The sequence below is a fragment of the Dactylosporangium sp. CA-139114 genome, from assembly GCF_050955725.1.
In the GTDB taxonomy this organism is placed as follows: Bacteria; Actinomycetota; Actinomycetes; order Mycobacteriales; family Micromonosporaceae; genus Dactylosporangium.
This window is the reverse complement of record NZ_CP192080.1, coordinates 3325149-3351110: the sequence shown is the minus strand read 5'-3', so window position 1 is coordinate 3351110 and position 25962 is coordinate 3325149. Positions and strand designations below refer to the sequence as shown.

Below are 25962 nucleotides of genomic sequence, written 5' to 3'. Positions count from 1 at the left end.
CTAGAATCCGCCTCGGGCGCAGTCCCGCCCGAGGCATCCGTAGAGCAGGTCACCGGTCGCGGCGGCGTACACCATCGTGTAGCCGCGGTAGGTCCGGCCCCGGTCGCGGCCGAGGCCGGGCACGGTGCCGCCGCCGGTGACGACGTGCACCCGGGCCGCGCCGTCGGCCGCCGCGAGCGCGACACCCGCCCGGCTGCGGAACTCCGCGACCGTCACCGTCGCGGTGCGCGCGTCGCCGGCGGTGCGCAGCCGCCGCCCGGCGTCGTGCCGCGCGGCGTCGGCGGTGACCGGCCGGGCCGGTGCGACCGAGGCCACCGCGGCGCCGGTGGTGACGTTGCAGACCTTGCGTGCGGCGACGCACGCGGCCAGGCCCGGCACCGTCTCCAGGCACCGGCCCGCGTCGTCGGCCAGGCATGCGGCCAGCTTCCGCTGGTCGACGCCGTTGTACTCGTCCCGGCTCGCGGTCCGCTGCGGCGCGGCAAGGCCGAGGGCGAGCGATCCGGCGGCCGGCTTACCCAGGACGAGCCGGTCCAGCTCGGTCGGCGAGCTGGGCAGATTCGAGGTGCGCGCGGCGACCTGCATCGTGTAGCAGTACGGCGGCGCGCTGGGCTCGCCGAACAGGATCGACCGCGGGTCGGGCCGCCCGCAGACGTTCGCCGGGAAGCCGGAGACGTTCACCAGCCGCGGCCGGCGCCAGGCCCCGTTGTCCTGCACCTGCACCCGGTTCTCGAACGCCGTGGCGAGGGCCGTGTACTGCGGGTAGTACGACATCAGGCCCGTCTGCAGCGCCCTCGTCCGACCGCCGGTCGCGAGGTGGGTGGTGCCGACCGGGTTGAAGTCGTACAGCATGTCCCACTGCCCCGCGCCGTTGCCGAGGCTCATCCACGTGTGCAGCAGGCCGTCGGCGACCTTCGAGCCCGGCTGGTCGATCGACCAGTACTCCTCGGTGGCCTCGCCGTCCTCCAGCCAGTACGCGGTGTGCGAGGTCGTGCCGGTGGCCGAGGCGTACGCCGCCTGCCAGCCCATCTCCTCGTAGTCGTAACCGGCGTTGCCGCCCGATCCGTCGAGCGGGTCCCAGTTGACCTGGTTGCTGAAGCTGTTGTACCCCCCGGTCTGCGGGTCCGCCGGCGGCCCGTTGAAGCTCACCGGCTGCTGCCGGAAGCTGACCATGACGCCCGACACGGGCGAGTCCTCGCCGGCGCAGAGGCCGACGAAGTCCCGCTCCGGGCAGTCGGCGCCGCCGATCCGCGGCCGCCACAGCTGGGTGGTGTAGCTCGACGAGCAGGCCCACATGACCGCCGGCTGCCCGTCGGTGCTGGACAGCACGTCCAGGCAGCGGCCGTCGCGCTGGTTGCGCAGGGCGAAGCCGACGCTCGGCCAGGTCTGGGCCCGCGTGAGGGTCCAGAACTGCTGGGATGCGGTACCGCAGTCCACGATGATGACGGCCGCGCCGTTGCTCGTGGCCGCGGCCTGCAGGCACCGCCCCGACGAGGCCTGCCGGACCCGGTAGATCGGGTTCGCGCCCGGGCTGACCACCTCGAACGTCCACCGCTGGGCCTTGACGTTCTCGGGCAGGCCGACCGTGTGGGTGCGGACCTTGACCGTGCTGCCGACCGCGTCGGAGTCGGTCGCGAGCACCTGCCGGTCGCCGGTCGTGGACTGCCCGATGGCCACCGGATCGGCCGGCGGCACCGCCGCTTCGGCCGGCCCACCACCCGCCACCGCCGCGCCGGCACCGGCCAGCACGGCGGCCAATGCGATCGCACATCGACGTCGCAGACGATTCATCGCACTCCCATTCTCGAGCATTGCCGGAAACGTCGCGCGGACAGCACGACGCCATTCGCGCCGCCGTTTCCGGCGCGAATTCCGGCGATGCGTTTACGTCCGGCCCTCGGCAGCGGACGGCGAAGCGCGGCCCCGGACTCACCGGGCCGCGAAACTATACGTGGAGTGACACTACCCGACTCGGTAACGGCGCGGCACGCCAGACGGCCCGCGCGAACGTCGGCATTAACCGTGATTGCCGCAGCACTGTTCCTCCCCGTTTGCCGCCGTGGCATACATTCGCCAACGTCGACACCCGCGACACATTACCGGACATCATGGAAAGGATCAATCGACCGACCATCATCAATGTCGGCCGGCATCCGCCGTCCGTCGATGGCGCCGCGCCCACCGGCGCCTGCATGTTCACGGTTCGTGCCCGCACCGACGCCGGGGTGGCAAGTTGACCGAATTGATGCGATTCGAGACCGAGACCGGCGCAACGCGGAGGCCGGTCCCGCCGTCGACGCCCGAGCCGAGCTCACCCGCGGACAGCATCGACGGGTTCAAGATCCGTCGGACTCGGCCGGCCAAAGCGGGGCCAGGCGGGCTTCCGGCTCCATCCGCCGAGAAGCACGTCAAGTTGAAGCGGATGGTCAAGGATGCCGGCGAACGCATTGATCGAAAGTAGGACATCCCATCTGCGAGCCGAATGCGTTTTTCGGCAGGCACATTTGGTGGCGAGTGTTCAAGTGGTTCAGAACCCTCGCCATACGCATCTCTGCACATCCACGACGGTGCGTCATGACGCGCCCGATCGCTCCCCTCATCTTGGTATCTGTTGGCGGTGAGCCACAGCGCCCACTCGCCCGGCCACCACTCCCCCTGGCCGCGCCGGCAACCGCGGCCGGGTCACCGAAACGTCGGTCGTCCGGGCTGTCGGGCGGGTGGCCGGCACCCCCGTCTGCACGTCCGCGAGCAGGGCCGCCTGATCGTCGCCGTCCTGGACGCGCAGGGCGTGTTCCAGATCAGCCGGACCGGGCATCTGCTGATCCCGGTGGCGGTGCGGCGGTGGGCAGGCCTGCGGCCTGGTGACAGGGTCCTGCTCGCCGGTGACCCTTCCAGCAGTTCAGTTGATCGCGTGGCCCGGTGCGCGACGATGAGATCCGCCGGACCCTGACGGATGCGAACCCCTGGTGGCGAGCCGTCGCAGCGGGACATGATCCAACGGCGTGGACCGCGAACCATCGGCTCCTACGTGACCGCGCCACTCACGACCTCGGATTCCGCCCGGATGTCCTCGATGACGTTGCCGCCGGGCCGGTTACCGACCGCTGCCGATGAGCTTCCGCGACACGTCCGCAGCGAGCCGGGCGGGAGCGGTCAGCCGCGCCAGCGGGGGGCCACCACGCGCTCGACGATGCGAATCGCGTGGCGCAGGCGGGTGTGGTCGGTGGTCACGCCGTAGACGGATGCGAGCTCGCTGAACGTGCCCATGTCGACATCGACGAGCTCGCCCCGGGCCTTGCACGGCACGACCCGCCACACGCCCTCGACGGCGCGGACCTGGTCGAGGCCGTCCAGGCCGTCCAGCGTTCCCGAGCCCGCGGCGAACGCGGAGATCTGGTAGCTCACGTTGTCCGGTCCGTTGCGCATCCGGTCGGCCTCGGCGAGGGCGGTCGCCGTGTCCCCGAGCGCCGCGGCGGGGGCCGTGCGCACCAGGTCGGCGCCTGTCGACGCGTGGATGATTTTGGCTGTCTCGCCGCCCAGCCGGCCGTTGACCTCGATGACGACCGGGCCGTTGCGGGTCAGCTTGATCTCGGTGTGGCACAGGCCCACGGTGATGCCGAGCGCTCGGACGGCGGCCGTCGCCTCGGCCTCCACCGGGGCCAGGCGCTGCGGTGGCAGGGTGCTCGGCAAGAAGATGCCGGTCTCGCGGAACGGCGGGGTGATCGGCATGCGGCCGATCGCCCCGAGATGGTGCACGGCGCCGTTGAGCACGAGGGACTCGACCGAGACGTAGTCGCCCCAGCCGGGTCCGGCGATCGCGGGGTCGCCGATGATGCGCTCCTCCAACGTGAAGCCGCCGTAGTGCTCGTGCAGCCCGGCCACCGCGGCCAGCGCGTCGGCGAGATCCTGCGGGCCGTCGATCGCGTAGGTGTGGCGGCTGCCGTTGCTGCGGCGGGGTTTGAGCACCGCGGGGAAGCCGACATCGGGTGGCACGGCGCAACGACGGCGACCTCCCGCACGTCGGGATGGCGAGACAGATGACAGCGGTCGGCGATTCAAGCATGGCCGCCGGTGAGACTGTGGCCGTGATCGGCAGCGCGACGCCGCTCAGGGTTTGTGGCCGACCAGCCACATGCTGACGTGCTCCGGCCCGGTGCGGACCACGAGCTGGAAGCGCCCGAGGTCGGTCTGGTGGTCCGACATGCGGGGGCAGGCGCCGTTGAAGGCCGGGGAGCACGAAGGCGTCGTGTCGGGCTGGGCGTGGCCGGCCAGGAAGTCGGTGACCCGCCTCGGCTCGTCGCCCCGCAACGCCGGCGCGGCGCAGCCGGCGACGACCTGCTCGGCGGCCTTGCGGGTCATGGTGATGTACCCATTCATGCCCAGTGAGGTGTCGCTGACCTCGCAGTAGATCATGTTCACGGCAGTAGTCTCGGCGCTCGGCCGGCCGACGACCATGTACAGCTTGCCGTGCACGACCGGGAAGTCGACCGTCAGCCTGGTCATATGCGCGCCCAGCTGCTCGTACGGGGTCGGCGTGGCGTGCCAGCGCTCGGACCAGGCCTTGGCGACCGCGTCGGCGGCGATGCCGGGGATGGGGCCCTCGCCGTGCGGAAGGCCGTCCCCCGGGTTGGTCGAGGGGCCAGCATCGCCGGGCGGGGCCGCGCCCGTCGAGCTGCGGGCGGCCGGCGCATTGGTCGTGGGGGTCGGGGCGGGTTTTGCCGCCGGGCTGCAGCCCGCCGCCAATGTGCCCACGGTCAGTGCCGCGAGCATCAGTCCCGTGCGTACCGCCATTCGCCCTCCCGGATCGGTTGCCGGCGGACCGAACTTCATCATAATCGGTGAATTTATCGCATTGACCGATGTCAATGATAGAGATGGCGGCCGGTGCTCAGGGCCGGCCACAGCGTCGCACCGCTTCGAGGCAATCGCGACAACGTGGCGTTGAGCGGCACCGATTGCGCGCAACCCACTGTGGCGAGTCTGGTCGCGCCCGCGCGCCCGCAGCGGCAGACGACTTCGGCGCCGAGCAGGTCGAGATCGACCATCAAAAGTTCGGCGACGGGTCCATTACCTGGAACACCATCGACCCGAGCCGAGCGGTCGAGGATTCCTACTTTCATCTTGCCTGGCACGCGGAGCCCTTACCGCCGCTGGCTGAACTGCCCGGCCGAGCCCTTGATCATGTCGAACTTCTGGAATGGGCTGGCGATGACATGGCCAACGGCAGTATCGCTGTCGGCTTCGACTTCGGCCCGACCTGGCTGATCATCTTCAACGCTCTGGACGAGAACGGCTTTGAGCACGACGCCCCGGCGCCGAGCTACCGGCGTCACCGGTGGATGACCGCCGATCTGGCAACCGCAAGTAGATCTTCGGCGCGCCCTGACAGCTGCGGCGCGGCTTCACTGCCTGCGCTTCGGGGCGTTGTGGCGCGGGCCCGGGGTGGGCAATTCCGGGCCGGGTGGAACCGGTCGCGGCTGCTGTGCGCCTGTAGGAGGTGACCGTGCCCTCGGAACCGGCCGTCCGGGGCGACTTCGCCGCGCTCTACGCGGCGCAGTTCGCTCCCATGGTGCGGCTGGCCTGTGTGACGACCGGAAGCGTACCGGCGGCGGAAGACGTCGTGCAGGAGGTGTTCCTGGCGTTGCTGCACCGTCCGGACGTCCGCGATCCGACCGCATGGCTGCGCCGCGCCGTCGTGTCCAGATGCACCTCATGGGTGCGCCGTCGTCGGCTGGAACGACGCCATGCCAGCCAGCCTGAGCCTGAACCGCTCGTGCCGCTGGGGCCGGACGCGCTCGCCGTCCGCGCCGTTCTCACCAGGCTGCGGCCGCGGCATCGAGCGGCCATCTTCCTGCGCTACTACCTCGACCTGTCCGAGGCCGACATCGCCGACGCGCTGAACTGCCGGCCGGGCACCGTCAAGTCCCTGCTGCACCGGGCCCACTCCGCACTGCGGGAGCACCTCGATGACCACTGAGCAACGCCTGCGCGCCGCCGTCCACGAACTCGTCGAGGCGATCCCCGTCCCCGCGGTGGCGCCTCCCCTCATGCCGCTGACCTCTCGCCGGTCATGGCGGCCCGTGCTTGCGGCCGCCGCCGTCGTAGTCCTGCTGCTCGCGGTGGGGATGGTGCCCCTGCCGGCGACGCCGCGCGCACCTGCCGCCGGTCCCGCCACGCTACCGCGCGTCTTCGCCGGTCACTCCCTCCTCACCGCCACCGTCTCCGCCGCGCCCGCCGGGCCTGCGATCGCCATCTACGGGTACGGGCAAGGCGACATGCCCTTCCAGACCCCGCAGCTCATCGCCGTCGGAGCAGACGGGCGCACCTACCGCGTCATCGACCTCGCCAGGAAGCGTGGCCGGTCCGCCGACGCCCTCGCATTCGCGTTGCTGTCTCCCGACGGCAGCAGGGTCGCCGTCGCCGACACGCTCGGGCCGGTCCAGGATGTGGCGATCGTGGACCTGACCACCGGCCGCACCCGCGGCTACCCAGTGCCTGCCGGCTCGGCGGTCCAGCTGCTCGCCTGGTCGCCGGACTCGAAGCGGCTCGCGTACGCCGTCGCGCCGTATCGGGCGGACAGCGATGGCGACCCCCGGGTCGCGCTCGCCGCCGACGGCGAACTGACACTGCTCGACCTGGCCACCGGCGTCACGTCCGCGGTCGCCGGACAGCGCGGGGTGCTCGACGCGGCGTTCTCCCCCGACGACAGCACGCTGGCCGTCCAGGTCGGCACCGAGCTGCGCCTACTCACCGCCGGCGGAAGTACGGTCGTCCCGCTGCCGGACAGGCACCGGCTCGGCGGGCCGGCCGCCTGGTCGCCCGACGGCACCCGGCTCGCGCTCTTTCGGGTGGCCGCGGGCAGCCCGTCCTGGACCGCCGGGTATTGGGCACCAGACGGGTTGGCGGTCCTCGACCTGCCCACCAGAGTGTCCACGCCGCTCGACACCAACGCGACCGGGGTCCTCGGTTGGCAGGGCGCCGACCTGCTGGCAACCAATTACGACACGATTGTCTCGGTGCCGCCCGCCGGGCCGGCCCGGGTCCTCGCCCGGCTCCAACCCGGCAACGACCACTGGATCGACACGGTGCAATTGGCGACCGCCCGCACCGGCGACCTTCAGGTGCGGGAAACCGGCGTCGATCGTGGCCCGTGGCCATGGTGGCTGTGGGGGCTCACCGTCGGGCTGCTCCTCCTCGCCGGTGGCGCCGTACGCATGGCAATGCGCCGCCGGCGGGCTCGTTGACACCGCGGCATTCGATGCCCCGCCCACGCAAACTTCAATCGACGCACGCTCATCCCGATCGGCACGACAGGAAGCTCCGGCCTCATGGAGCGGGCTACCCTCCGTGGCGTTCGCCGGGACGCTGGCCGCGCGTCATCAGCGGCAGATCCTCGCATCCGATCATAGCGCCACGATGAACGCCAGAGCGCCGTCGCGGCCGGGCGTGGGCTCTTCGGCTCACCACGGGACCGGCCCGTCGTCCTGCAAGAACGCGCCGGTCGGGCTGTCCGGCACGGTTGCCAGGTGTACGGCGATCGCGGCGCCCTGCTCAGCGGTGCGCTCCAACGACAGGCCCAGTGCGGCGGCGAAGTCCGTGGCACATGCGCCAGGCGCCACTGCGTTGACCGCGATCCCGTCGGCGGCCAGGGCCTTGGCGTACAGCACGGTGAGCATGTTCAGCGCAGCCTTCGACGCCGGGTAGGCGAGCGCGATCCGCGACGAGGCGAACGCATGGCTCGGGTCGGACTGCCAGGCCAGCGACCCGGTGCCGCTCGAGACATTGATGACGCGGGCGCCAACCGCCTTGCGCAGCAGCGGTAAGAACGCCTCGGTGAGCCGAACCACGCCGAACAGGTTTGTCTCGAACACCGCACGCATGACCGCCAAGTCCGCTTCGCCGGCGAGCTGACCCGCGTGACCGCCCGAGATGCCGGCATTGTTGACGAGCACGTCGACCCGTCCGTACCACTGCTCGACGCGAGCGACAGCGTCGCGCACCGAGCCGTCATCGGTCACGTCGAGCGGCACCGCACGGCCGCCGAGACGTTGCGCTGTCTGCTCGCCGGAGGCGGCGTCGCGCGCCCCGACGACCACGGTCATGCCGCGCTCGGCGAGCCCCTGCGCGATCGCCGCGCCGATACCCCGGTTGGCCCCGGTCACCAGGGCGATCCTCGTTGTCGACATACCCCTATCCGAGCAGAGCGGCGGGACGGGCGTCCAAGATCGATCGGGTGGGTGCCGATACCGTTGTGGTATGGACGACGTCGAGACCCGCGAGCTGCGGTACTTCGTGGCAGTCGCCGAGGAGCTGCACTTCGGCCGGGCAGCGGCCCGGCTCGGCATCGCGCAGCCGCCGCTGTCGCGCGCGATCCGGCGGCTGGAACATCGCATGGGTGTCGCGCTGCTGGTGCGCACGAGCCGCGGCAACCAACTCACCGCGGCGGGTGAGGTGCTGCTCGCCGAGGCGCGCGTGGCGCTGGATGCGATATCGGCGGCGGTACGCCGAACGCGTCGGGCCGGCGCTGCGCAGCGCTCGCTGGTCCTCGCGATGAAGCCCGGCGGCGACGGGGGCCTGCTGCCGCGGATCCTGGCCGCGTACGAGTCGGAACCGGACGCGTTGCCGGTGCAGTTCGCCTTCTCACTGGGCGAGCGGGCAGCGATGCTGCACAGCGGGCGAGCCGACGTGGGCCTGCTGCACCATCCGCAGAACGACCTACAGGGATTGGCAAGCGAGGCGCTCAGCGTGGAGCGGCGGGTGGTCGCCCTGGCCGAGGGGCATCGGCTCGCGGCCCGTGAAAGCGTGTGCCTGGCAGACCTGGCCGGCGAGACGGTGCCGCGGTGGCCGGAGGCAGTCGACCGCGGCCCCGGGCCGGTGGTGCGCGACGCCGGCGAGCTCATGCAGCTCGTCGCGCTGGGACGGGTGGTGGCACTGGTCGGCGAGTCGGCGCTGGACCGGCCCTACCGCGGCGTGACGTACCGTGCGGTGCGAGACGCCACACCTGCGACGCTGGTCGTGGCGTGGCCGGAGGGCAGCCGGTCACGGCATGTCGCGGCCTTCGTGCGGGCCGCCCGCACCGCCGCGGCAGAGCATGCCCGCGCCTGACGGTGCGTCGATCCGGCTCGCCCGGCGGGCGGCGGGCAGACCGCCACCGGACGAGAATTCGACCCGCCGGTCTGATCGCCACCGCCGCCGCAGAGTGGGTCAGGAGGTGTGAGCCCTTTGACCACACCGGACCCGGCACGCCGCCGCCGTTGCCGTACGCCTCACCCTGCCGATCCTCGGCGTGGCGGTCCTGACGGCGCTCGCCGCCGGTCTCCAGCTGAGCAGCGCTGGTCAGGCCGACGCCGACAGGCGGACGGCCTCGACCTGGCCCTCCAGCGCGAGCGGGCCGGCGGCGTACGGCACCAGCAGCGTGTCGCCCCGCCGCACCGGCAGGTCGTCCTGCTCGCCGGTCAGCCGGCCCGCTCCGGCCACCACGACCAGCACGCTGAAGCCCTGTTCCACGCGGTCGCCGCCGCGCAGGCGGCGGGCGGCGAAGAACTCGTCGGCGGCCTCGGGCAGCAGCCGCGCCGCGGTGCCGCGCAGGCCGTCGAGGCGCGACGGCGTCCAGGCGCCGCGGTCGACGCACTGCAGGGCCAGGTCGTAGCCGAGGCCGAGGTGGCCGTCGGCGATGCCGAAGCCCTCGAACTCCAGCAGCACCGAGAAGTCGGTCGGCTCCTGGACCTCGACCAGCAGGATGCCGTCGCCGATCGCGTGCGGTAGGCCGGCCGGGCAGAGCATCGCGTCGCCGGCCGCGACGGGGACCCGGTTGGTGGCGGCGAGCATCTCCTCGGTCTTCTGCCCCTTCACCCAGCCGGCCAGCTCGGCGGCCTCCACGTCGCGGGCGAAGCCCACATGGACGTAGGCGCCGGGTCGCGCGGAGACGATCACCCAGGCCTCGGTCTTGCCGTAGGGCGTGGCGAGGTGCGCGTCGGCGAAGCTGCGGTCCGGGTGCACGTGCAGCGGCAGCCGCTGGCCGGCGTCGAGCAGCTTCACCAGCACGCCGGTGTCGGCGCGCCGCGGGCCGAGCCACCAGCGCGGGTCCGCGGCGATCGCCTCGGCCAGGACGCGGCCGTCGGCGAGGGTGGAGAGGCCGGACGGGGCGAGCCCGAACCGGCTGGTCACCGAGCCCACCCAGTCCTCGGGGCGGTCGGGCAGCGCCGGCACGTTGCGGAACTCGGCGATGCGGCCGGCGCCGCGGTAGAACGTCTCGGGCTGGTTGGCGAACAGTGTCTCGACGGTCATCGGTGTCCCTTCAGAGCCAGCTCGGCGGGGAAGCCGCCGACGAACGTGTCGCCGAGTCCGACGGTGGTCGGGTTCTGGACGTCGAACTCGAAGCCGGGGACGCAGTCGACGGCCTCCCCCATCCGCGCGCGCAGCGCCGCCGCGAAGACGACGGACTCGGGCCGCCGTGGCCGCCGGCGCAGGCGCTCGACGTCCTCGTCGGTGAAGTCGTCACCGTGGCAGTACCGGGTGGCGGCCATGAGCGTGCCGTTGTCGAGGGCGCCGGCGTACTCGCCGGGGCCGAGCGCCAGGGCCCAGAACTTCGTGTGCAGTACCAGCGTAGACACCGGGATGAGCCTGTGCACCGCAGTGCGCGCATCCGCGACGTCCTCGGCCGAAAGCAGGCCGACCTGGCGCCCGAGGTACGACTGCAGCTCGTCCTCGTTCATGCCGTACACGTCGATCTGGGGCAGCAGCGCCTCCCGGACCCGGCGGCTGAAGGCGGGCTCGTGGTATGCCGCGATCGGCCCCGTCAGCTTCCGCGCGGCCGCCGGCGCGGAGCTGGACATCAGCTGCGATCTGGCGCTGATCGGCGTCGGCGCGGTCGCCGCCGACGCCGGCTACACGACGAGCAACCTCGCCGAGGCCGCTAGCGGTGCCACTTCTGGTTGCTGGCGCCGTTGCAGCTCCACAGGTGCAGCTTCGAGGCGTTGGCGGTGGCCACGTTCTCCACGTCGACGCACTTGCCGGCCTGGGTGTTCACGAGGTCGCCGGCGGCGGTCAGGGTGAACTTCTGGGCGCCGGTGCCGTTGCACGTCCACAGCTGGATCGCGGCGCCGTCGGCGGTCGAGCCGCCGGACACGTCCATGCACTTGCCCATGGCGCCCACGGAGCCGTCGGCGTTGAACGTCCACTGCTGGGCGCTGGTGCCGTTGCAGTCCCAGATCTGCAGCTGGTTGCCGTCCACGGCGCTGGCCGACGGGATGTCGATGCAGCGGTTGCTGCCATTGCCGATGATCGCACCGGTACCGCCCGATCCGCCGCCGCACGCCGGCGCGGTGTCGAAGGTGTCGGTGTAGCTGTTGCCGGCGGCGCGGTACGCGGCCACCTGCGCGGTCGCGGCGGCCGGGGAGAGGACCTGGTTGCGCGCGAACAGGAACCAGTCGACCTGCTGCACGTAGGTCGCGGTGCCGCCGCTGTGCCCGGCGGTGTCGATGAACCAGAGGTTCCAGTTCACCGTCATCGTCTGGCGCGGGTAGAACTTGCCGGAGTGGTCGGCGACCAGGGTGCCGTCGATGTAGTACCTGGCGTGCCCGCCGGCCACCTGGACCACCAGGTCGTGCCAGCCGTCGTAGCTGCGCTGCTGCTGCGCGTGGGTGTTGTCGGCGTACCACGGGTCGGGCCGGTACGTGTACCAGCTCGTCTGGTAGTTGATCGGCCCGGCGTCGCCCCAGCCGCCGTTGGGCAGGTACTCGGAGAAGTCCAGCTCGCTGTAGCTCGGGTCGAGGTCGCCGTTGAGCGGGCTGATCGCGAAGAACGTCTCGTTGACGTGGTCGCCGTCGTTGCCCGCGGCCGGCGCGTCCGCGAACCGGATCCGCGAGGCGTAGGTGCCCTCGAAGTAGCGCTTCTGCGCGGAGTACACCTCGGCCTGCCGCGTCCCGCCGCCGGTGCCGTCGGTCGACGCGCTCAGCTGCATGACCTTCTGGCCGCCCGACGTGGGGAACGTGATGCTCGACGGTGACCAGGTCGCGCCGGGGACGCCGGGGCCGCCGGCGTTGCCGCGCGGCACCCAGCCGTGCCCGGTGAACCCGGCGTCGCTCGACGAGCCGTAGTTGAAGTCGTCGAACACGTTGCCGCAGCTGTTCGCGGCCGCGCCGGCCCTGCCGGTGGTCGCGGCGGTGACGGCGACGGCGCCGAGTGCGGTGGCGAGACCCAGCACGGCCGCGACCAGGACCGGGCGCGACGTGAGACGTCTGTTGGGCATGGCAGGTGCCTCCTGAACCGTTCCGTTGGCGGTAGGAATTTTCATCGATGATCGATGTTCGTGAAAACTAAGCCCATCACTGCCGCCGGGTCAACGCTCACAGACCGACCAAAGATCGCCATAAGGTCGCGATAAGCCCCGACCCGTCCGCGAATGGGGGGAAATCCCGGAGGTGCCCTTCGCGGCATCCTGGAATCATCGACAATCATCGTTTGATAACGGGGGAGGCATGATGAGCACCATCGGTCCGGCCAGGCGAGCCCTGGCCCTCCTGGCCGTCGCGCTGGCCACGGCCGCGGCCGCCGTCGCGTGCGGCTCCGCGCCGGACAAGACCGGGGCGCCCGCCGCCGCGCCGGCCGCGTCCGACCCGCACGCCGGACACGGCTCGCCGCCGCCGGCCGCGCCGCTGCGCACCGGTGAGCGCTTTGCAAACCTGACCATGCCGGCCGCCTACACGCCGCAGGCACCCAACGGCGGCACCGACGAGTACCGCTGCTTCCTCATCGACCCGAAGCTGACGAAGACGGCATACCTGACCGGCAGCCAGTTCCTGCCGCAGAACGCCGCCATCGTGCACCACGCGATCTTCTTCCGGATCGCCCCGAACGCCGCCGACCAGGCGCGCAAGCTCGACGAGGACTCGCCCGGCGAGGGCTGGACCTGCTTCGGCGACTCCGGCGTGACCGGCGACGCTTGGGTCGCGTCCTGGGCCCCGGGCGCCAACGAGACGCTGCTCGCCCCGAACCTCGGCTACCCGATGCCGCCCGGCAGCCTGATGGTGATGCAGGTCCACTACAACCTGCTCGCCACCGGCGGCCGCGCCGGCGGCACCGACCAGTCGAGCATCCGGCTGCGGATCAACGACGAAAGCACCGGGATGACGCCGCTGCAGACCGGGCTGCTGCCCGGGCCGATCGAGCTGCCCTGCGCCGCGAGCGAGTCGGGTCCCCTGTGCGACCGTGCGGCCGCCGTGGCCGACGTCACCAAGCGGTTCGGTGCCGAGGTCGGCGGCCAGGAGGATCAGCTGATCAAGCTGTGCAACCAGGGCGCCCCGCCGGTGGCCGGCACCACCCAGCACTGCGATCACAAGGTGCCGCAGGCGGCCACGGTCTATGCGGTCGGCGGGCACATGCACCTGCTGGGCCGCTCCATCAAGATCGAGCTGAACCCGGGCACGGCCGGCGCCCGCACGCTGCTCGACGTGCCCAACTACAACTTCGACGACCAGGCCATCCGCCCGCTCGACCAGCCGGCCGAGCTGCACCCGGGTGACACCCTGCGCGTGACGTGCACCCACGACGCCGCGCTGCGGGGCCTCCTGCCCCAGCTCAAGGGCAGCGCGCCACGGTACGTCGTGTGGGGCGACGGCACCAGCGACGAAATGTGCCTGGGCCTGGTGGTGACGACCGCGGGGGCGTCCAGGCGATAACCCTTTCCACGTATTTTCCGGAAGTGACATTCGGCTCAGCAACGCTCGAATGCCGGGGAACCCGCGCGTTGCCCGGCATTCGGCGTTGTCAACGGGGCTGATCCCGAATCATCCTTCCGGAATACTTCCGGGAAATCTTGTTCGCCGCGAACCCGTGTGTCAGCATCGCTAGACATCGACGCCTGCCGCTACGGCCCGAGCGATACCACGGCATCGCCATTCCCTCCCAGGGCGGCTTCAGCGTGTCCAGAGCGCAGAGACGCATCGGAGGTCGACAGTGCCGAGCAGACCAGACGGCGGCCGGCGGCGGTCGCCGGCGATCCGCGCCGCGATCGGCGTCGCCGCCGCCGCGGTCACGGTGGCCGCCGCGGTCACCGTCATCCCGTCCGCGGACGCCGCGGACACCAATCCCTACCAGCGCGGCCCCGACCCGACCGTCGCCAGTGTCGCCGCGACCTACGGACCGTTCGCCACCGCGCAGACCACCGTGCCGCCCGGCAACGGCTTCAACGGCGGGTACATCTACTACCCGACCGACGCCACCCAGACCTACGGCGCGGTCGCGATCGTCCCCGGCTACACCGCGCTGTTCGCCAACGAGGAAGCCTGGATGGGACCGCGGCTGGCCTCCTTCGGCTTCGTCGTCATCGGTATCGAGACCAACAGCCGCACCGACTACGACACCGCGCGCGGCACCCAGCTGCTCGCCGCGCTGGACTACCTCACCGGCCAGAGCGCCGTTAGGGACCGGGTCGACCGCAACCGCCTGGCGGTGATCGGCCACTCGATGGGCGGCGGCGGCTCGCTGTACGCCGCGACCCAGCGCCCGTCGCTGAAGGCCGCGATCGGTCTCGCGCCGTACAAGCCCTCGGGCAACCTGAGCGCCGACACGGTGCCGACGCTCATGATCGGCGGCCAGAACGACACCACCGTCACGCCGTCCTACCTCGACGGCCTCTACCCGACGCTGCCCGCCGCCACCCCGGGCGCCTACATCCAGCTCGCCGGGGCCGACCACCTCTACTTCACCAAGCCCAACGACATCGAGCTGCGCAGCCAGATCGAGTGGCTGAAGATCTTCGTCGACAACGACACGCGCTACACGCAGTTCCTGTGCCCGCGCGTCGTCGACATCACCGGCATCGCGCGGTCGACCGTCAAGTGCTCGCTGCTGCCGTCCGCCGGCTCGACGTCCCCGCCGCCCTCGTCGTCCCCGCCGCCCTCGTCCCCGCCGCCGGGTGGTGCCAAGCGGATCGTGGGCGCCCAGTCGGGCCGCTGCATCGACGTGCCGAACGCCTCGCACACCAACGGCACCCGGGTCCAGCTCTACGACTGCAACGGCCAGACCAACCAGCAGTGGACCTACACCTCCGGCAAACAACTCCAGGTGTACGGCACCATGTGCCTCGACGCCGCCGGGTCCGCCAACGCCTCCGCCGTGCAGATCTACAGCTGCAACGGCCAGACCAACCAGCAATGGAACATCAACAGCAACGGCACCATCACCGGCGTCCAGTCCGGGCGCTGCCTGGACGTCTGGGGCACCGGCAACGGCCAGCAGGTCCAGATCTACGACTGCAACGGCCAGGCCAACCAGCGATTCAGCCTGTCATGACGACTCCCCGCCGGAAGAAGGGTTTCATGCAACGGCTTTCCCGCATGCTGCTCGCGACCGTGGCGGCGCTCGCCGCCGGTGTCGCCGCGGTGCTCACGTTCAGCCCGCCCGCCCTGGCGGCCGGGTTGACCCGGGTCACCAACTTCGGCAACAACCCGACCAACCTCAACATGTACATCTACGTGCCGGCGACTGTCGCGCCCCGCCCCGCGCTGCTGGTACTCGTGCACTACTGCAGTGGCTCGGCGAGCGGGATCTTCAACGGCAACGGCCACGACTACGTCACCGCCGCGGACCGCTACGGCTACATCATCGTCCTGCCGGAGGCGACCCGCAGCGGCAGCTGCTTCGACGTGTCCACCCCCGCGGCGCTGAAGCGCAACGGCGGCAGCGACTCGACCGGCATCATGTCGATGGTGAGCTACGCCCGGGCGCAGTACCCGAGCATCGACGCGTCGCGGATCGTGGTGTCCGGGTTCTCCTCGGGCGCGATGATGACGAACGTGCTGGCCGCGGAGTATCCGGACGTGTTCTCGGCGGCGTCGGCGTTCTCCGGCGTCCCGGCCGGCTGCTTCGCCACCACCGACGGGTCGCTGTGGAACAGCCAGTGCTCGGGGGGCAACGTCAGCAAGACCGCGCAGCAGTGGGGCGACCAGGCCCGGGCGATGTACCCGGGCTACACCGGCTCCTACCCGCGGATGCAGCTGTGGCACGGCACCACCGACACGACCCTCGCCTACCCGAACTTCGGCGAGGAGATCAAGCAGTGGACGAACCTGCACGGGTTGAGCCAGACCCCGGCGTTCACGGATCATCCGCAGTCCAGCTGGACCCGCACCCGCTACGGCAACACCGGCACCCAGGCCACCGTGGAAGGCGTCAGCATCGCCGGGGTCGGCCACCAGCTGCCGCTGGCCGGCCAGCTCGCATACGCGATCAGCTTCCTCGGCCTCGACGGATCGGGCCCGACCAGCCCGCCGCCCTCCTCCCCGACCAGCCCGCCGCCCTCCTCGTCGCCTCCGCCGCCGGGTGGTGCCAAGCGGATCGTGGGCGCCCAGTCGGGCCGCTGCATCGACGTGCCGAACGCCTCGCACACCAACGGCACCCGGGTCCAGCTCTACGACTGCAACGGCCAGACCAACCAGCAGTGGACCTACACCTCCGGCAAACAACTCCAGGTGTACGGCACCATGTGCCTCGACGCCGCCGGGTCCGCCAACGCCTCCGCCGTGCAGATCTACAGCTGCAACGGCCAGACCAACCAGCAATGGAACATCAACAGCAACGGCACCATCACCGGCGTCCAGTCCGGGCGCTGCCTGGACGTCTGGGGCACCGGCAACGGCCAGCAGGTCCAGATCTACGACTGCAACGGCCAGGCCAACCAGCGATTCAGCCTGAGCTGACCGGTTGACGCCGGGGGTGGGCAGCGGCTGGCGTTGCCCACCCCCGGGCGCGGCGGGGCTCGCTCTGGGCCGGACGTCCGGGAGGGCCTGGCGTTCGTGGCCCGGACCCCGGTCCTGGGGCCACCGCGCTCACCGGCGCCGCGAGCAACTTCGCGTTCGCCGTGTCGGTGACGATTCGGCCTCCCTTGGCTTGCGCAGCCGGTGGACGGTCGCCGGGACGCGCGGCCGCACGGTGAGCGCGCCGTCCGTGGCCGACAGCGCGAAGCCCGCTTCATCGCCGCGCACCAGCACGGCGGAGTGGGGCGGTGGCATCGAGCAGGCGGGTCATGAGGCGGACCCTAGCGGCGGGGTACGACAAATTTCGGCTCAGCGACCGGGCAGCGACGCCAGCCACGGCACGAGCGCCTCCGGTGCGGGCATGGCCGTCATTTCATCTCGTACCGCACCAGCCGCCTCGGCCAGCGCCGGCTCCGTGATGAGCCGCGTCAATATGTCGGCGTCGATTTCCGGTTCGTCGGCGGCGATGCCCGCGCCTCGCGCCGCGACCAGCCCGGCATTGTGCCGGCGGTCCCCGGCGCCGTTGATGAGCAGTTGCGGAACGCCGGCGTGCAGTGCGGTGAGCGTGGTGCCCGCGCCGCCGTGATGCACGATTCCCGCGCACCGGCCGAGGAGATCCGCAATGGGCACCCAGCCGGCGGTGTACACGTTCGGCGGGACATCGAACTGGCGCGCCGGCCGGATCAGCAGGAAATCGGCGTCGACACCGGCCGCGGCGACCGCGACCCGCTCCATGAGACGGTCGCGTCCGGGCCCCGCAACGGTACTGCGGCTGACGGCGATCAGCGGCCGCCCGCTCTCGGGAAGCATGGGCAGCGGACCGGACCCTCCGTAGGGCACCGCACGCATCGGCCGGCTTGATTCCCGGCCCGGCAGGACGCTCGGCGGCACAGAACTGATGACCCCGGCGAATTCCGGGACGGTGGCGCCCATCCGCGACAGCGTTTCGCGCACCAGCGTCCGGCCGTCGAACAACGTGTTCTCGTGCAGCACGGCAGGCACGCCGACGGCCGCCGCGGCCAGGGCACCGGCTACGGCGAGGGGCTCGTGGAGCACCAGATCGGGATGCCACGAACGGGCGAGCTCGACGGCCGGTCCGACAAGCCGGGAATTGACCGCGCCGAAGAGCAGCCCGACCCCGTGGGTGCCGGCCCGGCCCGCCATTTCGGCGCGGGCGATGAGCGGATGCCGGAGCATGATCGGTACGGCCACGGAACCGACCGACACGGAGCCGGCGATGTCGTGCACGGAAAGGCCGGCGTCGGCGACGGAAAGCGCCTCGCCGCCGGTCGCGACGAGCACCTCGTGACCGGCGTCGCGCAGCGCCCGGCCGAGCGGCACGAATGGGAACGCATGGCCGATGAGTGGTGCGGCGACAAGCAGGACCCGCATGCGATCAGGATGCCACCGCACGGAACGCGCGCAAACCCCAGGCTGTTGGCCACCACGAATACTGATGACAATGCCATCGCAGCGGCCGGGCGGCCACGGTCATGCGCGCGGGGCTGCTCGTCACGTGACGGGCGCGCGGTAGAGGCGACGGGCGTTGTCGGCGGCGACGCCGTACGCGATCCGATCGGCGTTGGCGGCGGTCAGCGCGCCCGCCACGATCCAGTCGGACAACACATGGGTCAGGGCCCGGCGGAACTGGGCGGCGCCGACCAGGTACAGCTCCGGCAGGCCGTAGGCGTCGGAGGAGTACAACACCTTCGTGAACGGCGCCAGCTCGAGGAACTCCGCGAGGACCGGCGCGGCCTGCGCGCCCACGTGGCCGAGCGTCAGGCCCACGTCCACGTAGACGTGCGGATACACATGGGCGAGCCAGCCCGCCTGCCGGTGGTACGGGTAGCAGTGCAGGAGCACGACCGACACGCCGGACGGCTCGACCAGCTCGTACCAGTCACGCAGCAGCGACGGGTCGGCGCGGGGCAGTGCCAGGGAGCGGTCGCCGAAGCCGGTGTGGAGCTGGATGGGCAGGCCGGTGTCGACGCCGCACCACAGCAGGTAGCGCAGCAGCACCGCATCGGTGAGCCTCGGCGCGCCGCCGCGCAGCCACTCCCCGGCCGCGTCGGTGACCGCCTGGCGGGACGGGCGGGAGGGGTCGATGGCGAAGCCGTGGCGGTACGCGAGCACGGACTTGACGGCCACCGCCGTGCGCGTGGCGGCGCCGAGGGCCTCGGCGAACGCCGGCGCGAAGTCCGCCGCCGCGACGCCCGCGGCCGCGACCCGCTCGGCCACCGCCTCCAGCCGCACCACCTCGGCGACGCGCGCGCCGGCGGCCGCGCCGAGCTCGTCGCCGTCGAGCCAGTCGGCCGCGGGCAGGCGGATGCCGGTGTCGACGAACAGCGCCGCGAGCCCCGCCGCGCGCAGCAGGCGGCGCGCCGCGTCGGCGCCGAACTCGGTCCGGCGGGCCAGATATTCGGCCACCGGGGCGTGGGCGGGCAGGCCGAGCACCGGCGCGCACCAGCGGCGGATCGCGAGCCCGAGCGGGCCGTCGAGGTGCGACGCGCCGGGCGGCGCGGGCGTCGAGGCCTCCGTCGCGAGCAGCGCGAAGGCATCCTCGGTGAGCGGGCCGGCAACGACGCCGTGGCAGTGCCCGTCGACCAGGCGCAGGCCCGCCGGCAGCTCCTCCACTCAGTACCGCCGGCGGGTCGCGGCGACGACGTCGTCCGGCTCGCGGCCGGCGAACAGCTCGGCCCCGCCGCGGCGTACCGCGGGCAACGCCTCGAACAGCGCGTCGCCCATGGCGTCGCGCAGTCCGGCGTCGGCGCGAAGCCGCTCGATCGCCTCCGGCAGCGTCGCCGGCAGGCGGGGCGGCCGGTCGCCGGGGCCGAGCGCCGCCGGGTCGCCACGCTCCACCCACGTCAGTGCGACCGCCGGGACCCCCGCGGCGGCGAGCACGCCGGCCGCGTCGCGCGCCTGTGCGTGGTCCTGCTCGGCCGTCGCCCGCCGGTTCATGCCTGGAATTCTCGCGGTACCCCGGCGGGCGCGGCGTGGGTCCGCGCCCCGCTCACCGGCCTTCTCACCCGAGCACGAAGGGCCCGCGCGGAACGCGGGCCCTTCGCTGCCGGCAGCCCGGCGTCGCCGTCCCGGCCGGGCAGGCGATCGTGGCCGGGTCGAGCTGGCACGTGCGCGGGTCGTTGACGATGCCGTCCTTGGCGGTGTCACTCGGAACACCAGGTCAGCCGACGACGCCACGCTCCCGCAGCGCGGCCAGCTCCTCCTTGGGCACGCCGAGCTCGTCGCCGAGCACGGCGTCGGTGTCGGCGCCCAGCGCGCGCCCGGTGAACCGGATCCGGCCCGGGGTGCGCCCCATCCGCCAGAGCAGATTCTGCATCCGCATCGGGCCGAGGTCCGCATCCTCCACCGTGGTCACCAGCTCCAGCGCCCGCACCTGCGGGTCGTCGAGCAGCTCGCTGGGCTTGTAGACCGGGCCCACCGCGGCGCCCGCCTCGGCGAACGCGCGCAGCACCTCCTCGCGGGCCCGCGCGCCGATCCAGTCCGCGACGTAGCCGTCGAGCAGGTCGGCGTGCTGGGCCCGCTGCCGCCCCGTGGCGAACCACGGCTCGTCGATCACCTCCGGGTGGCCGACCAGCGTCATGACCCGGCGGGCGATGCTGTCGGCGCTGGTGGAGATGGCCACCCAGTGCCCGTCGGCGGTGCGGTAGGTGTTGCGCGGCGCGTTGTTGGCCGAGCGGTTGCCGGTGCGCTCCTGGTCGATGCCGAGCTGGTCGGCGTAGATCACGCCGGGTCCGACGGCGGTCATGATGGGGCTGAGCAGGTCGAGATCGATATCCTGGCCGCGGCCGTCGCGCTCGCGCTGGTACAGCGCCATCGAGACCGCCGCCGCCCCGGCCATGCCCGCGATCGAGTCCGCCAGCCCGAACGCGGGCAGGGTGGGCGGGCCGTCCGGCTCGCCGGTGAGATGGGCGAAGCCGCTCATCGACTCGACAAGGGTGCCGAACGCCGGCCGCGACGCGTACGGGCCGGTCTGGCCGAAGCCGGTGACCCGCAGCAGGATGAGCCCCGGGTTGTCGGCGCTGAGCACGTCGTAGCCGACGCCCCAGCGCTCCAGCGTGCCCGGCCGGAAGTTCTCGATGATGACGTCCGCCGACGCCGCCAGCTTCCGGAAGATCCGGGCGCCCTCCGTGTCGCCGAGGTACAGCCCGACGGTCCGCTTGTTGCGGCCGACCATCTTCCACCACAGCGGCTGGTCGCCCTTGGCCAGCCCGTGGCCCCGCATGCCGTCGCCGCGGCCCGGGTGCTCGATCTTGATGACGTCGGCGCCGAAGTCGCCGAGGACCTGCGCGACCAGCGGGCCGGCCAGGATCGTCGAGACGTCGAGCACCCGCAGCCCGGCGAGCGGGCCGTCATTGCCAGTGGACATCCGGCTCAGCCCTGGTACGGCCGGTGCAGGTAGCGGCCCGTGGGGGCGCCGACCACGTTGCCGTCCTCGAGCACCCGCTGCCCGCGGACCCAGGTGTCGGTCACCTTGGCCCCGATCTCGAAGCCCTCGAACGGCGTGTACTCCTGGGTCGACTCCGAGTCGGCCGCGCGCACGGTCCACGACGTGTTCTCGACCAGGCAGAGGTCGGCGTCGAAGCCGACGCCGATCGTGCCCTTGCCGGGCAGGCCGTAGCGGCGCGCCGGGTTCAGCGACAGCAACTGGGCGATGCGCTGGTGCGACAGGCCGCGCTTGCGCCCCTCGCTGACCAGGCCGGGCACGAGGTACTCGGCGCCGCCGAAGCCGGACTTGGCGGCGAAGATGTCATCGCGCTGGTCGCCGAACTTCATCTCGTCCTTGCAGCAGGCATGGTCGCTGACCACCCAGTCGACGCTGCCGTCGAGCACGTACTCCCACAGCGCCTCGACGTCCTCCTGCGGCCGCAGCGGCGGGTTCACCTTGCCGCCCAGGCCGTGCGCGGTGTCGACGCTGGCCAGCAGGTGGCCGATGGTCACCTCGCGGCGGAAGTCGACGTGCGGGAACGTCTTCGCCATGGCCATCGCGGCTTTGAGCGCCTTGCGGGAGGACAGGTGCAGCAGGTTGATGTTCGGCAGGCCGGTCTCGTCGGCGAGGAACGACGCGATCGTCACCGCCAGGCCCTCGGAGTGCGGCGGCCGGGAGGCGCTGTACGCGGCCAGGCCCGACAGCGTGCCGTCCTGCTCGACCAGCTTCGTGTACGCCGTCATGATCTCGGCGGTCTCGCAGTGCAGCGACAGCGACACGTGCGGCGCGGCCTCGACGAGGCTCTCCCGGGCGGCCTGCACGCCACGCATCACGAACTCGAAGTGCGCCAGGTCGTAGCGCTCCTCCGGCGGGATCATCAGGAACGAGCTCTGGTCCGACGAGCGGCCGTGCAGGCCGTGGGAGCCGTAGAACATGAAGATCTTGAACGACGTGACACCGAAGTTCTCGATGATCGACGGGATCTCGTCGATGTGCTCCTGCATCATCGGCGCCAGGTGGAAGCCGTAGTCGATGTAGGAGCGACCCTCCGAGGCCGACAGCACGTGCGGGAAGAACTCCGCGTAGGAGCCGCCCCGGTTGAGGTAGTACTGGCCGGTGCGCATGTAGGTCAGGCCGGTGGTGACGCCGCCCTGCGCGCTGGCGCGGCTCTCGGTGGCGGTGTCGGCGTCGAGCGGGTTGTAGATGCCCCAGTGCTGGTGCGCGTCGACCGCGCCGGGGTACGCCAGCCGCCCGCGGCCGTCGATGACGACCTGCGCCTCCTCGGCCGGGATGTCGGCCTCCAGGCGGACCACCTTGCCGCCGGCGATGCCGATGTCGAGCCGGTCGCCGTCGGGCGAACCGGCGTCGGGCCGGATCACGGTGACGTTCTTGATCAGGGTTTCGAGCTGTTTCATCGTGCTCCTTCAATGCTCGCCGCCACGTGGTTCGCGGCGAGGTAGGCGAGGCCGAGGGCGGGCAGCAGGCCGTTGCCGGCGAGGTACCCGGCGGCACCGTGACCGGAGATGCCGGACGCCGCGCCGCCCGAGGCGTAGAGCCCCGGGATCGGCTCGCCACCGGCGCGCAGGACGCGGGCGTGCTCGTCGACGACGAGACCACCCTGGGTGTGGAAGAGCGCCGGTACCACCCGCGCGGTCAGGTAGGGGGCTTCCAGCGGCGCTTCGAAAAAGGTGCGGCCGAAGCGGTCGGGGCGTTCGCCCCGCGCGACGGCGTCGGTCTCGGCCAGCTCCTCGGCGACGGCGGCGGCCGGCAGCCCGGTCACCGCGGCCAGCGCGGCCGCGTCAGCGGCGGGCAGCAGCGCGCCCGACTCGACACTCTGGCGGAAGTCGGTGAAGCTGAGGCACGCGTCGTGGATGCGCTGGTCCAGCACCAGCCAGCCGGTCGCCTCCGGGCGCGCGGCCAGCGCGGCCGCGTATTCGGAGTAGCCACTGGTCTCGTTGCCGAACCGGCGGCCGGTCAGGTCGAGCATGAACCCGCCGTGCATGACCGTCGCCCAGCCGACCAGCGTCGCGGCGCGGGACGACAGCGCGGCGTGCCCCTGGTACGAGTCCAGGAAAGCGCTCTGCGCACCGAGCGCGGCGCCGATCCGCAGCGCGTCGCCGCGGGACGTCTCGCTGCCGTGGTAGACCGCGTTCGCGATCTCCGGGAGGTGCTCGGCGACCAGCGCCCGGTCGGCGCCGTAGCCGTTGGTGGCCAGCAGCACCGCACGGGTGGGGATCTCCTCGCGGCTGCCGTCCGGACGTTCGACCACCGCCGCCCGCACCTCGCCGGCGTCGTCGAGCGTCACGTCGACGAGGCGGGCCGGGACCAGGATGTCGATGCCGCCCTGCCGGACCCGGTCGACCAGGTGGTCGAGCAGCACGGTGCCGTGCCGGCCCTCGACGGTGTGGCAGCGATCGACCGAGTGGCCCGGGTAGTGGAAGTCGGTGACGAGGGACAGGCCGAGGCCGATGTCGTCGGCGAGCCACTCGACGAGGGTCGCGCTGACGTCGCCGAGCGCGCGGGCGATGCGCTGGTCGCCCTGGCCCTTCGTCTTGCGCTCGACGTCGGCGGCGAACAGCTCGCCCGAGTCCTTGATGCCGGCCTCGCGCTGCCAGCGCGAGCCCGCGCCGGGGATCATCGCGGTCGACATCGAGGTGTTGTTGCCGCGGCGGAAGTGCTCGCTGGCCTCGACCACGAGGACGTCCAGGCCGAGCTGGGCGGCGCGCAGGGCGGCGACCAGTCCCCCGCCGGCCCCGGCGACGACGAGGTCGGGTCCGTCGGCGCTCATCGGCCCGCCCCGATCAGCCGCAGCGCGAGCGCGGTCGGGTCGACCACCCGGGCGGCCAGCTCGACCCCGTCCGGCAGGTCGACCGCGGAGCAGCCGTTGATCACGTCGCCGGCCCCGGCCTTCGCGAGGGTGGTGACCGCGGCGCCCATGCCGCCGGCCCAGCGGTCGCTGTCGACGATGGCGTGCATGTCGAGGTCGAGCACCTCGACGCCGAGCAGGGAGTCCGACCAGCCGTACACGGCGGCCCGGGCGGCGATCTCGTCGGCGATGGCCTGGTTGCGGGCCACCGCGGCGGCCACGCGGCCGGTCAGCACGGACCAGCCGAGGCTGAGCCGCAGCAGGCCGAGGACCGGCACCGGCAGTTCGCCGGCGAGCTGCGCCACGCCGGGGTCGAGGACGCAGTCCGGCATGGCGGCGTCGAAGCCGGCCGGCATCGCCAGCAGCCCCTCGACGACCAGCGCCTCGCTCTGGCGAATCTGCGCCTCGGTGTCGAGCGCGCGCGGCGCGGCCGGGCCGATGTCGTGCAGCGCGATCTCGATGCCGGGGGGCGACAGCGCCTTGTAGCGCGCCTGCCGGCGGGCCAGCTCCGCGTCGTCGACATGGATCGGGGTCAGGGCATAGATCCGCACGAGCGATGTGTTCCTTTCAGATCTCGGCGAGCCGCCGGAGCTCCGGGCCGGCGTCGGGGCTGGCGGCCAGGCCGGACGCCACCTCGTGCACGGTCCGGACGGTGCCGGCGTCGAGCAGGCGACCGAGCAGCGCCAGCACGTCGCCCTCGGCCATCGGATGGTGCGCGGCGTCGCCGATCGGGTTGGGTACCTCGACCACCCGCGGCGCGGCTCCGGCCGTGCGCACGGTCACCCGGGCCGCGCGCTCATCGGGCAGGCGGGCGTCGAGGTCGTCGGCGACCCGGAGGGTGACCTTGGCGGCGAGCGCGCGGACCCGCGGGTCGTCGCGCCGGTCATCGGCGGAGACGGTGGGGTCGACGGTACCGTGCACGAGCGCGGCCGCGACCACGAACGGGGTCGAGAACAGCGCCCCGAGCCGGCTGTCCCAGCTGGTGCGCCCGAGGCCGCCGGCCAGCGAGTGCGTCTCGACCAGCACCGCTTCGACGGCGTCCAGCGGCAGGTCGGCCCGCATCCGCAGCGCCGCGTCGGCGGCGGGGTGGGTGAACGAGCAGGACGCGTGCCGCTTGAAGTAGCCGAGCTCGACCTCCCAGCGCTCCCCCAGCGCGTCGGTCAGCGGCGCCGGGTCGAAGCGGCCGAGCGCCTCGCCCAGCGAGTACGCGGGCGTGCCGGTGTTGCGCGCGACGCCGGCCGCGGCCATCCGCGCCGCCGCCAGGCCGGACACGTTGGAGGCGCCGAGCCAGGCATCGCGGATCGGGTTGCCGTCCAGCGCGCTGGCGAAGTGACCGGCGATCGGCAGGCCACCGCCCGCGTCCAGCGCGGCCGCGATCCGCTCGGCCGGCAGCCCGAGCAGCCGGGCGCAGCCGGCCGCGGCACCGGCGACGCCCCAGCTGCCGTGCGGGTGCATGCCGGCGCGCAGCGTCGTCGCCCGGCCGAACCGGGCGGCCACCTCGTAGGCGGCCAGCAGCGCGGTCATCGTCTCCGCGCCGGGCGCGCCCAGATCGGCGGCGAGCGCGAGCACGGCCGGGAACCCGTGCGCGGCCGGGTGGCCCTTGGCGTACTTGTGCCCCTCGTCGAGCTCCAGCCGGCACATCGCGGTGGCGTTGAGCCACGCGGCCGCCTCCACCGTGATCAGCCGGCCACCGCCCACCAGTGGTGCCGGGCCCTGGCCGGGGCGCCACGCCTCGGCCAGGGCCCGCTGCTCGGACTGCCGGGCGCCGACCGCGGTGACACCGAGCGAGTCCAGCAACACCAGTCGCAGCCGATCGCGGGCCGGCTCGGGTACGTCGGCCCAGCGCAGGCCGGCCACCCACGCACCGAGCCGGTCCAGCGCGTGCACCGTCGACT

At 72.4% G+C, this 25962-nt stretch carries 23 protein-coding genes; 8 read left to right on the top strand and 15 right to left on the bottom strand.

All coding sequences use genetic code 11. The features are described 5' to 3' along the window. Positions 1-1788, bottom strand: coding sequence for an RICIN domain-containing protein (locus ACQP2P_RS15225; protein ID WP_433616601.1), 1788 nt, complete (start codon positions 1786-1788; stop codon positions 1-3). Between the two features lie 20 nt (positions 1789-1808). Between ACQP2P_RS15225 and ACQP2P_RS15220 the strand changes: the two genes are divergently transcribed. Further along, on the top strand, positions 1809-2234 hold the full coding sequence (locus ACQP2P_RS15220) for a hypothetical protein (RefSeq protein WP_433616600.1): 426 nt from the start codon (positions 1809-1811) through the stop codon (positions 2232-2234). Positions 2235-3150: 916 nt separating this feature from the next. Here ACQP2P_RS15220 and ACQP2P_RS15215 read toward each other — a convergent pair. Together ACQP2P_RS15215 and ACQP2P_RS15210 are read right to left on the bottom strand one after the other, a co-directional pair. Further along, entirely contained in the window at positions 3151-3990 is an 840-nt protein-coding gene (locus ACQP2P_RS15215; protein WP_433616598.1) for an ATP-grasp domain-containing protein, read from the bottom strand. 114 nt (positions 3991-4104) lie between these two features. Further along, positions 4105-4788 (bottom strand): hypothetical protein, encoded by a 684-nt coding sequence (locus tag ACQP2P_RS15210; RefSeq protein WP_433616596.1) that lies wholly within the window; start codon positions 4786-4788, stop codon positions 4105-4107. A gap of 164 nt (positions 4789-4952) precedes the next feature. Between ACQP2P_RS15210 and ACQP2P_RS15205 the strand changes: the two genes are divergently transcribed. The 3 genes from ACQP2P_RS15205 to ACQP2P_RS15195 are packed head-to-tail and all read left to right on the top strand — an operon-like array spanning position 4953 to position 7241. After that, positions 4953-5498, top strand: coding sequence for a hypothetical protein (locus ACQP2P_RS15205; protein WP_433616595.1), 546 nt, complete (start codon positions 4953-4955; stop codon positions 5496-5498). Between the two features lie 2 nt (positions 5499-5500). After that, positions 5501-5974 (top strand): RNA polymerase sigma factor, encoded by a 474-nt coding sequence (locus ACQP2P_RS15200; RefSeq protein WP_433616593.1) that lies wholly within the window; start codon positions 5501-5503, stop codon positions 5972-5974. Next, positions 5964-7241 (top strand): WD40 repeat domain-containing protein, encoded by a 1278-nt coding sequence (locus tag ACQP2P_RS15195; protein WP_433616591.1) that lies wholly within the window; start codon positions 5964-5966, stop codon positions 7239-7241. The genes ACQP2P_RS15200 and ACQP2P_RS15195 overlap by 11 nt, the downstream gene beginning before the upstream one ends. Positions 7242-7457: 216 nt before the next feature. Here ACQP2P_RS15195 and ACQP2P_RS15190 read toward each other — a convergent pair whose 3' ends face one another. Further along, positions 7458-8159, bottom strand: coding sequence for an SDR family NAD(P)-dependent oxidoreductase (locus tag ACQP2P_RS15190; protein ID WP_433616589.1), 702 nt, complete (start codon positions 8157-8159; stop codon positions 7458-7460). Between the two features lie 130 nt (positions 8160-8289). On the opposite strand from ACQP2P_RS15190, the gene ACQP2P_RS15185 reads away from it, so the two are divergent. After that, complete coding sequence (locus ACQP2P_RS15185; protein WP_433616587.1) at positions 8290-9102, top strand: LysR family transcriptional regulator; 813 nt, start codon at positions 8290-8292, stop codon at positions 9100-9102. A gap of 231 nt (positions 9103-9333) precedes the next feature. Here the strand turns inward: ACQP2P_RS15185 and ACQP2P_RS15180 are convergent, their stop codons facing one another. The 3 genes from ACQP2P_RS15180 to ACQP2P_RS15170 form a co-directional block, all read right to left on the bottom strand. Then, on the bottom strand, positions 9334-10284 hold the full coding sequence (locus ACQP2P_RS15180) for a class I mannose-6-phosphate isomerase (protein WP_433616585.1): 951 nt from the start codon (positions 10282-10284) through the stop codon (positions 9334-9336). After that, positions 10281-10832 carry a hypothetical protein gene (locus ACQP2P_RS15175; protein ID WP_433616583.1) on the bottom strand — a complete coding sequence of 184 codons (552 nt, stop codon included), beginning with the start codon at positions 10830-10832 and terminating at the stop codon, positions 10281-10283. Before ACQP2P_RS15175 ends, ACQP2P_RS15180 begins: the two co-directional genes overlap by 4 nt. Positions 10833-10912: 80 nt before the next feature. After that, positions 10913-12247 (bottom strand): ricin-type beta-trefoil lectin domain protein, encoded by a 1335-nt coding sequence (locus ACQP2P_RS15170; protein ID WP_433616581.1) that lies wholly within the window; start codon positions 12245-12247, stop codon positions 10913-10915. A gap of 229 nt (positions 12248-12476) precedes the next feature. Here ACQP2P_RS15170 and ACQP2P_RS15165 point away from each other — a divergent pair, with 229 nt between their 5' ends. The 3 genes from ACQP2P_RS15165 (at position 12477) to ACQP2P_RS15155 (ending at position 16697) form a co-directional block, all read left to right on the top strand. After that, positions 12477-13676, top strand: a complete 1200-nt coding sequence (locus ACQP2P_RS15165) for a monooxygenase (RefSeq protein WP_433616579.1) — start codon at positions 12477-12479, stop codon at positions 13674-13676. Positions 13677-13953: 277 nt separating this feature from the next. Beyond that, on the top strand, positions 13954-15291 hold the full coding sequence (locus ACQP2P_RS15160) for a ricin-type beta-trefoil lectin domain protein (RefSeq protein WP_433616577.1): 1338 nt from the start codon (positions 13954-13956) through the stop codon (positions 15289-15291). A gap of 26 nt (positions 15292-15317) precedes the next feature. Further along, positions 15318-16697: an extracellular catalytic domain type 1 short-chain-length polyhydroxyalkanoate depolymerase gene (locus ACQP2P_RS15155; RefSeq protein WP_433616575.1), complete on the top strand. Its 1380-nt coding sequence runs from the start codon at positions 15318-15320 to the stop codon at positions 16695-16697. 366 nt (positions 16698-17063) lie between these two features. Here ACQP2P_RS15155 and ACQP2P_RS15150 read toward each other — a convergent pair whose 3' ends face one another. The 8 genes from ACQP2P_RS15150 to ACQP2P_RS15115 form a co-directional block, all read right to left on the bottom strand. After that, entirely contained in the window at positions 17064-18146 is a 1083-nt protein-coding gene (locus ACQP2P_RS15150; protein WP_433616573.1) for a nucleotide disphospho-sugar-binding domain-containing protein, read from the bottom strand. A gap of 120 nt (positions 18147-18266) precedes the next feature. Beyond that, positions 18267-19388, bottom strand: a complete 1122-nt coding sequence (locus tag ACQP2P_RS15145; protein ID WP_433616571.1) for an amidohydrolase family protein — start codon at positions 19386-19388, stop codon at positions 18267-18269. Next, positions 19389-19712 carry a hypothetical protein gene (locus tag ACQP2P_RS15140; RefSeq protein ID WP_433616569.1) on the bottom strand — a complete coding sequence of 108 codons (324 nt, stop codon included), beginning with the start codon at positions 19710-19712 and terminating at the stop codon, positions 19389-19391. A gap of 223 nt (positions 19713-19935) precedes the next feature. Continuing rightward, positions 19936-21141: a CaiB/BaiF CoA transferase family protein gene (locus ACQP2P_RS15135; RefSeq protein ID WP_433616567.1), complete on the bottom strand. Its 1206-nt coding sequence runs from the start codon at positions 21139-21141 to the stop codon at positions 19936-19938. 5 nt (positions 21142-21146) lie between these two features. After that, positions 21147-22616, bottom strand: coding sequence for a dihydroorotase (locus tag ACQP2P_RS15130; RefSeq protein ID WP_433616565.1), 1470 nt, complete (start codon positions 22614-22616; stop codon positions 21147-21149). Continuing rightward, positions 22613-23989: an FAD-dependent oxidoreductase gene (locus ACQP2P_RS15125; RefSeq protein WP_433616563.1), complete on the bottom strand. Its 1377-nt coding sequence runs from the start codon at positions 23987-23989 to the stop codon at positions 22613-22615. The genes ACQP2P_RS15130 and ACQP2P_RS15125 overlap by 4 nt, the downstream gene beginning before the upstream one ends. Continuing rightward, positions 23986-24618 (bottom strand): aspartate/glutamate racemase family protein, encoded by a 633-nt coding sequence (locus ACQP2P_RS15120; RefSeq protein WP_433616561.1) that lies wholly within the window; start codon positions 24616-24618, stop codon positions 23986-23988. The genes ACQP2P_RS15125 and ACQP2P_RS15120 overlap by 4 nt, the downstream gene beginning before the upstream one ends. Before the next feature lie 16 nt (positions 24619-24634). Next, entirely contained in the window at positions 24635-25954 is a 1320-nt protein-coding gene (locus ACQP2P_RS15115) for an MmgE/PrpD family protein (protein ID WP_433616559.1), read from the bottom strand. Positions 25955-25962 lie beyond the last annotated feature (8 nt).

Coding starts and splice junctions, on each gene's coding strand:
- ACQP2P_RS15170 (WP_433616581.1), bottom strand. CDS start 12,247: ATGCCCAACAGACGTCTCACGTCGCGCCCGGTCCTGGTCGCGGCCGTG.
- ACQP2P_RS15195 (WP_433616591.1), top strand. CDS start 5,964: ATGACCACTGAGCAACGCCTGCGCGCCGCCGTCCACGAACTCGTCGAG.
- ACQP2P_RS15180 (WP_433616585.1), bottom strand. CDS start 10,284: ATGACCGTCGAGACACTGTTCGCCAACCAGCCCGAGACGTTCTACCGC.
- ACQP2P_RS15155 (WP_433616575.1), top strand. CDS start 15,318: ATGCAACGGCTTTCCCGCATGCTGCTCGCGACCGTGGCGGCGCTCGCC.
- ACQP2P_RS15150 (WP_433616573.1), bottom strand. CDS start 18,146: ATGCGGGTCCTGCTTGTCGCCGCACCACTCATCGGCCATGCGTTCCCA.
- ACQP2P_RS15175 (WP_433616583.1), bottom strand. CDS start 10,832: ATGTCCAGCTCCGCGCCGGCGGCCGCGCGGAAGCTGACGGGGCCGATC.
- ACQP2P_RS15135 (WP_433616567.1), bottom strand. CDS start 21,141: ATGTCCACTGGCAATGACGGCCCGCTCGCCGGGCTGCGGGTGCTCGAC.
- ACQP2P_RS15130 (WP_433616565.1), bottom strand. CDS start 22,616: ATGAAACAGCTCGAAACCCTGATCAAGAACGTCACCGTGATCCGGCCC.
- ACQP2P_RS15140 (WP_433616569.1), bottom strand. CDS start 19,712: ATGAACCGGCGGGCGACGGCCGAGCAGGACCACGCACAGGCGCGCGAC.
- ACQP2P_RS15165 (WP_433616579.1), top strand. CDS start 12,477: ATGATGAGCACCATCGGTCCGGCCAGGCGAGCCCTGGCCCTCCTGGCC.
- ACQP2P_RS15225 (WP_433616601.1), bottom strand. CDS start 1,788: ATGAATCGTCTGCGACGTCGATGTGCGATCGCATTGGCCGCCGTGCTG.
- ACQP2P_RS15210 (WP_433616596.1), bottom strand. CDS start 4,788: ATGGCGGTACGCACGGGACTGATGCTCGCGGCACTGACCGTGGGCACA.
- ACQP2P_RS15125 (WP_433616563.1), bottom strand. CDS start 23,989: ATGAGCGCCGACGGACCCGACCTCGTCGTCGCCGGGGCCGGCGGGGGA.